This window comes from Micromonospora sp. D75, assembly GCF_018070405.1.
Lineage (GTDB): Bacteria > Actinomycetota > Actinomycetes > Mycobacteriales > Micromonosporaceae > Micromonospora > Micromonospora chalcea.
Genome location: NZ_JAGPXV010000532.1, coordinates 1 through 4,240 on the forward strand (window position 1 = coordinate 1; position 4,240 = coordinate 4,240).

The 4,240-nt window shown below is 73.8% G+C and carries 5 protein-coding genes; 2 read left to right on the forward strand and 3 right to left on the reverse strand.

Annotation, left to right across the window (positions count from 1 at the left end):
* Both KBX39_RS24795 and KBX39_RS24800 read left to right on the forward strand, forming a co-directional pair.
* On the forward strand, positions 1–984 hold a 984-nt coding region (locus tag KBX39_RS24795; RefSeq protein WP_210872757.1), incomplete at its 5' end, for a sodium:proton antiporter.
* Positions 981–1,238 carry a UBP-type zinc finger domain-containing protein gene (locus tag KBX39_RS24800; protein WP_043325056.1) on the forward strand — a complete coding sequence of 86 codons (258 nt, stop codon included), beginning with the start codon at positions 981–983 and terminating at the stop codon, positions 1,236–1,238. The genes KBX39_RS24795 and KBX39_RS24800, both read left to right, overlap by 4 nt.
* Position 1,239: 1 nt before the next feature.
* Here the strand turns inward: KBX39_RS24800 and KBX39_RS24805 are convergent, their stop codons facing one another.
* The 3 genes from KBX39_RS24805 to KBX39_RS24815 all read right to left on the reverse strand — a co-directional run.
* Positions 1,240–1,773: a GNAT family N-acetyltransferase gene (locus KBX39_RS24805; RefSeq protein WP_210872759.1), complete on the reverse strand. Its 534-nt coding sequence runs from the start codon at positions 1,771–1,773 to the stop codon at positions 1,240–1,242.
* Positions 1,774–1,796: 23 nt separating this feature from the next.
* Positions 1,797–3,053 carry an MFS transporter gene (locus KBX39_RS24810; RefSeq protein ID WP_210872761.1) on the reverse strand — a complete coding sequence of 419 codons (1,257 nt, stop codon included), beginning with the start codon at positions 3,051–3,053 and terminating at the stop codon, positions 1,797–1,799.
* A 224-nt stretch (positions 3,054–3,277) separates the two neighbouring features.
* The coding region (locus tag KBX39_RS24815; RefSeq protein ID WP_210872763.1) for an ISL3 family transposase at positions 3,278–4,240 on the reverse strand (963 nt) is incomplete at its 5' end.

Consider the following 4,240-nt stretch of genomic DNA (forward strand, 5'->3'; position numbering starts at 1 on the left):
GTTGTCTTCGGCTTCCTGCACAAACGCTCCACCGACCCGGTGCTGGACAAAGGGCTGTCTCTGATCGTGCCGTTCGCCGTGGTGTTCGCCGCCGAGGAGATCCACGCCTCCGGGGTGGTCGCGGTGGTGGTGACCGGCCTCGGCATCGGGCACAAGCTGCCCACGCTCATGTCGGCCGCCTCCCGCCTGCAGGTGACGGCGTTCTGGCGGCTGATCCGGTTCCTCCTCGAAGGACTCGTGTTCCTGCTGGTGGGCCTGCAGCTGCCGGAGGTGGTACGCGACCTGGAGGAGCCGCTCGGCTCGATCGCCGCGATCACCGCCGCGGTGCTGGCCGCCGTCTTCCTGGCCCGGTTCGTCTGGGTCTTCCCGGCCACCTACCTGGCCCGGCTGGTGCCGCGGGTACGCCGGCGCGATCCCGCGCCGCCGGTGCAGTTCCCGGTCGTCATCGGCTGGGCCGGCATGCGCGGCGTGGTGACGCTGGCCGCCGCGCTGGGCCTGCCGCTCACCCTCGCCGGCGACACGCCGTACCCGCGCGCGCTGCTGATCTGGCTGGCGTTCGCGGTGATCGTGGCGACGCTGGTCGGGCAGGGCGCCACGCTGCCGTGGCTGGCCCGGCGGCTGCGGCTGCCGCCGGACGACCCGGTGCAGGACGCGCTGTCCGCCGCCGGGGTGCAGCAGCGGGCGAGCCGGGCGGCCCGGGAACGCCTCGACGAACTGGCCGGGGGCGCGCCGGAAGCGGTGGTGGAGCGCCTGCGTGGGCTGACCACCACCCGGGCCAACCTGGCCTGGGAGCGGCTCGGCGGCACCGAACGGGAAACCCCCTCCCAGGCGTACGCGCGCCTGCGTCAGGAGATGATCGACGCCGAGCGGGAGGTGTTCCGGGCCGCCCGCGACTCCGGCCAGATCCCGGAGGAGGTGCTCACCCGCGCCTATCGTGACCTGGATCTGGAGGAGTCACTGCTGCGACAGGAGGTCGTCGAATGAGTTGCCGGCACCTGGCCGAGGCGGGCACGGCCGAGCCCGCCACCACCACCGAGTGCCCGGACTGCGTGGCGATCGGCAACCCCGACTGGGTGCACCTGCGCGCCTGCCTGACCTGCGGGCACGTGGGCTGCTGCGACTCGTCGCCGTACCAGCACGCCACGAAGCACTTCGAGTCGGCCGGGCATCCGGTGATGCGGTCGGTCCAGCCGGGGGAGTCGTGGCGCTGGTGCTTCGTGGACGAGGAGATCGGCTGACTCAGCCGACCCGGCGCTCCAGCACCTGCCCGGTCCACGTCGGGCGGCCCGGCCGCTCCACGACGAACGGCTCGGTGGCGGTGAACCCGCAGCTCTCGTAGAACCGGACGAGCGCCCGGTCGGGGCTGCGGAAGCAGTCCACCCGCAGCAGGCCGACGCCGCGTTCACGGGCCAGCTCCGCCGCGTACGCCAGCAGCGCCGCACCGACCCCGCGCCCCGCGTACGCCCGGTCGGTGACCAGCAGGTTCACGTACAGCTCGGGTTCGGTGGCCGGCGGCACGTAGTTCGTGGCCGCGCCCACCACCAGCGCGCCCGCGACCGTCGCGTCGATCTCGGCCAGGTACAGGCCGTCCCCGGCCGCCCACTCCTCGGCCTGGGCGATGCGGCGCGGGTCGATCGACGCCGGCTCGGTGCCCCACTGGTCGGTACGCCCGAGTTCGGCCAGCCAGGCGGTGGCGCTGTCGAGCAGCCGCAGCAGCGTGGGCGCGTCGCCGGGTCCGCCGGGGCGGATGGTGAGGGAGGACTGGTCGGTCATCCCGCCATGCTGCTACACCGCGCTCAGCCGGGCACGCCGACGGGTCGCGCCCGTGGCGCCGGCCGGTGCGCCACCGCCCGGCGGGTCAGCGCCGGGGCGGCCAGCCCCGCGGCGGCGAAGACCACGCCGAGCACCAGCCAGCCGACCGGACCGCTGCCGAGCACCAGCAGCGTGAGCAGGCCCCGGCCGAGCGCCTGGGCCAGCCCGGCGAGCAGGCCGTCCGCGCCCTGGTAGGCCCCGATCGCGCCGGGCGGGGCCAGGTCGTAGGCGAGGCCCGCCCCGGCCGCGCCGTGCCACAGGTCGCCCACCGTCCACACCGCCGTCGCGACGAGCAGCAGCACGACCGCCGGCAGCACCGGCAGGACGCCGGTCACGGCGTACAGGGGTGTCGCCGCCGCGAGTACCAGCCCGGCCCGGCGCAGCTTCCGGGCGGCCGGCGCGGCCCGCTCCGCGCCCCGGCTCAGCCGGACCGCGAGCAGCACGGTGAGGATCGTGTTTGCCAGCAGCACCGCCGACACCACGGGTGGCGGCGCGCCGGCCCGGTCCACGGTCCACAGCGGTACGACGAGCACGAGCACCGTCACGTGCGTGCTCAGCACCGCCGACGCGCCGCTGACCGCGAGGAATCGTCCGTCCCGCAGCGGCCCGCCACGCCCGCCGCGCCGCGGCGCGCCCGGCGTGCGTCGCGCGCCGTCGGTGGCCGGCTGCGGCGGCAGGCGCAGCAGCAGTGCCGCCGAGAGCAGGTAGGTGGCCGCGTTGCCGACCACGAGCACCTGGTAGGCCCGGTGCGTGTCCACCGCGAGCGCGATCCCGGCCAGCGCGGTACCGACGGTGATGCCCAGGTTCGCCACCGCGCGCAGCGTGGCGAAGGCGTGCACCCGGCCGTCCGGGCCGCCCACCGCCGCCACGAGCGCCGCCCGTACCGCCAGGTTGCCGGTCGCGAGCAGCGCCTCCGGCACCGCCACCGCCAGGAACGCCGGGAACGAGCCGACCAGCAGGTACGCGAGCGCGGCGACCGCCTGGCCCACCTGGAGGACGGCCCGGAGCGTACGCGGATCCGACCTGTCGGCCAGCGCGCCAAGCGGCACGCTCGCGCTGAGCCCGACCAGCCCGGCGACGGTGAGCCCGGCGCCCACCGAGGTGGCGGAGAGGCCCACGTCCCGGGTCAGGTAGAGCGCCCCGCCCGCCAGCCACAGCCCCGCGCCGACCGTGTTGACAAGCGTGGCGTACGCGAGGGTGCGCAGCGGCCCGGGCGGCGGGAGCGGCGAGACGCGCCCCATCAGCGGGGTCCGGCGAGGGCCATGTGATCGACGCTAGGACTGTTCCGACGGGCCCGGAGCCCCGCTCGAGGCGACGCCTGTCACACCGCGAGGCGGCGCTGGGCCTCGACCCGGGCCGAGCGTGTCACGACGGCGGCCGGCGGCCCTCCGGAAAGGTGAGGCCTCGAGCGATATGACTCTCAGGCATATTTATGGGTCTTGTGACGGATGTGTGGGTCGGGTGTTCATGGGCGGGGTAGTTCGGGTCGGTGGCCGCCGAGGCTGAGCATGGCCATGGCAATGAGGGCTTCGGATGAGTGGAAGCCGAAGGCCATGCGGGTGATGAGGCGGATCTTGGCGTTGACGGACTCGATGCGGCCGTTGGACAGGCCATGGGTGATGGCGGCGATGATCTGGTCGCGGTGACGGGTGACGCGTCGTTGTAGGTCGATGAAGATGTCGATGCGGCTGCGGCGGGCCCACCCGATCCATCGGTCGAGGGCCTCGACTGCGGCTGTCGGGCTGGTCTTGGCCAGGGTGAACACCAGTCGGAGTCCTTCTTTCAACGCCCAGGCCCGGTGCAGGCGGGGGTGGGTCTTGGCGATCCAGGCGAGTTTGGCCTGCTGGGCGTCGGTGAGGTTCTCCGGGTTCTTCCATAACGCCCAGCGGGTGTTCTTCAACTGGCGGGCCGTGCCGACGGCGACGCCGCGACGGCCGGCGCCACGGCCGGTGGCCTCGTTCCAGGCTTGGCGGCGAACCCTGTCCACGGCGTCGGTGGCCCAGGCCACGACGTGGAATGCATCGGCGCAGCGCACGGCGTTCGGGCAGCGCCGTCGGATAACGGTGGTGATCCAGTCCGCGCCGTCGGCGGACACGTGCGTGATCTTCGCGGCCCGCTCATCGCCGAGCAGGTCGAAGAACGCGTTGAGGGTCGCCGCGCTCTTGCCGGGCGAGGCCCAGACCAGCCAGCCGGTGTCATGATCGACCACCACGGTCAGGTAGCGGTGGCCCTTCTTGTAGCTGATCTCATCGATGCCGATACGGCGCAGTCCCTCAAGGCGGTCCACCGCGGCACCGGTGTCGGCCCACACCCGCGCCACGAGCGCCCCGACGGTGCGCCAACTGATGCGCATCAGCTGCGACACCGCCGACTTCGCGGTATGCACCGCCAACCACGACACCATCTGGTCAAACGCCCGGGTGTGCCC

What these genes read in the sequence shown, in the direction of transcription:
- KBX39_RS24800 (WP_043325056.1), top strand. Translation starts at nt 981, where the DNA reads ATGAGTTGCCGGCACCTGGCCGAGGCGGGCACGGCCGAGCCCGCCACC.
- KBX39_RS24805 (WP_210872759.1), bottom strand. Translation starts at nt 1,773, where the DNA reads ATGACCGACCAGTCCTCCCTCACCATCCGCCCCGGCGGACCCGGCGAC.
- KBX39_RS24810 (WP_210872761.1), bottom strand. Translation starts at nt 3,053, where the DNA reads ATGGGGCGCGTCTCGCCGCTCCCGCCGCCCGGGCCGCTGCGCACCCTC.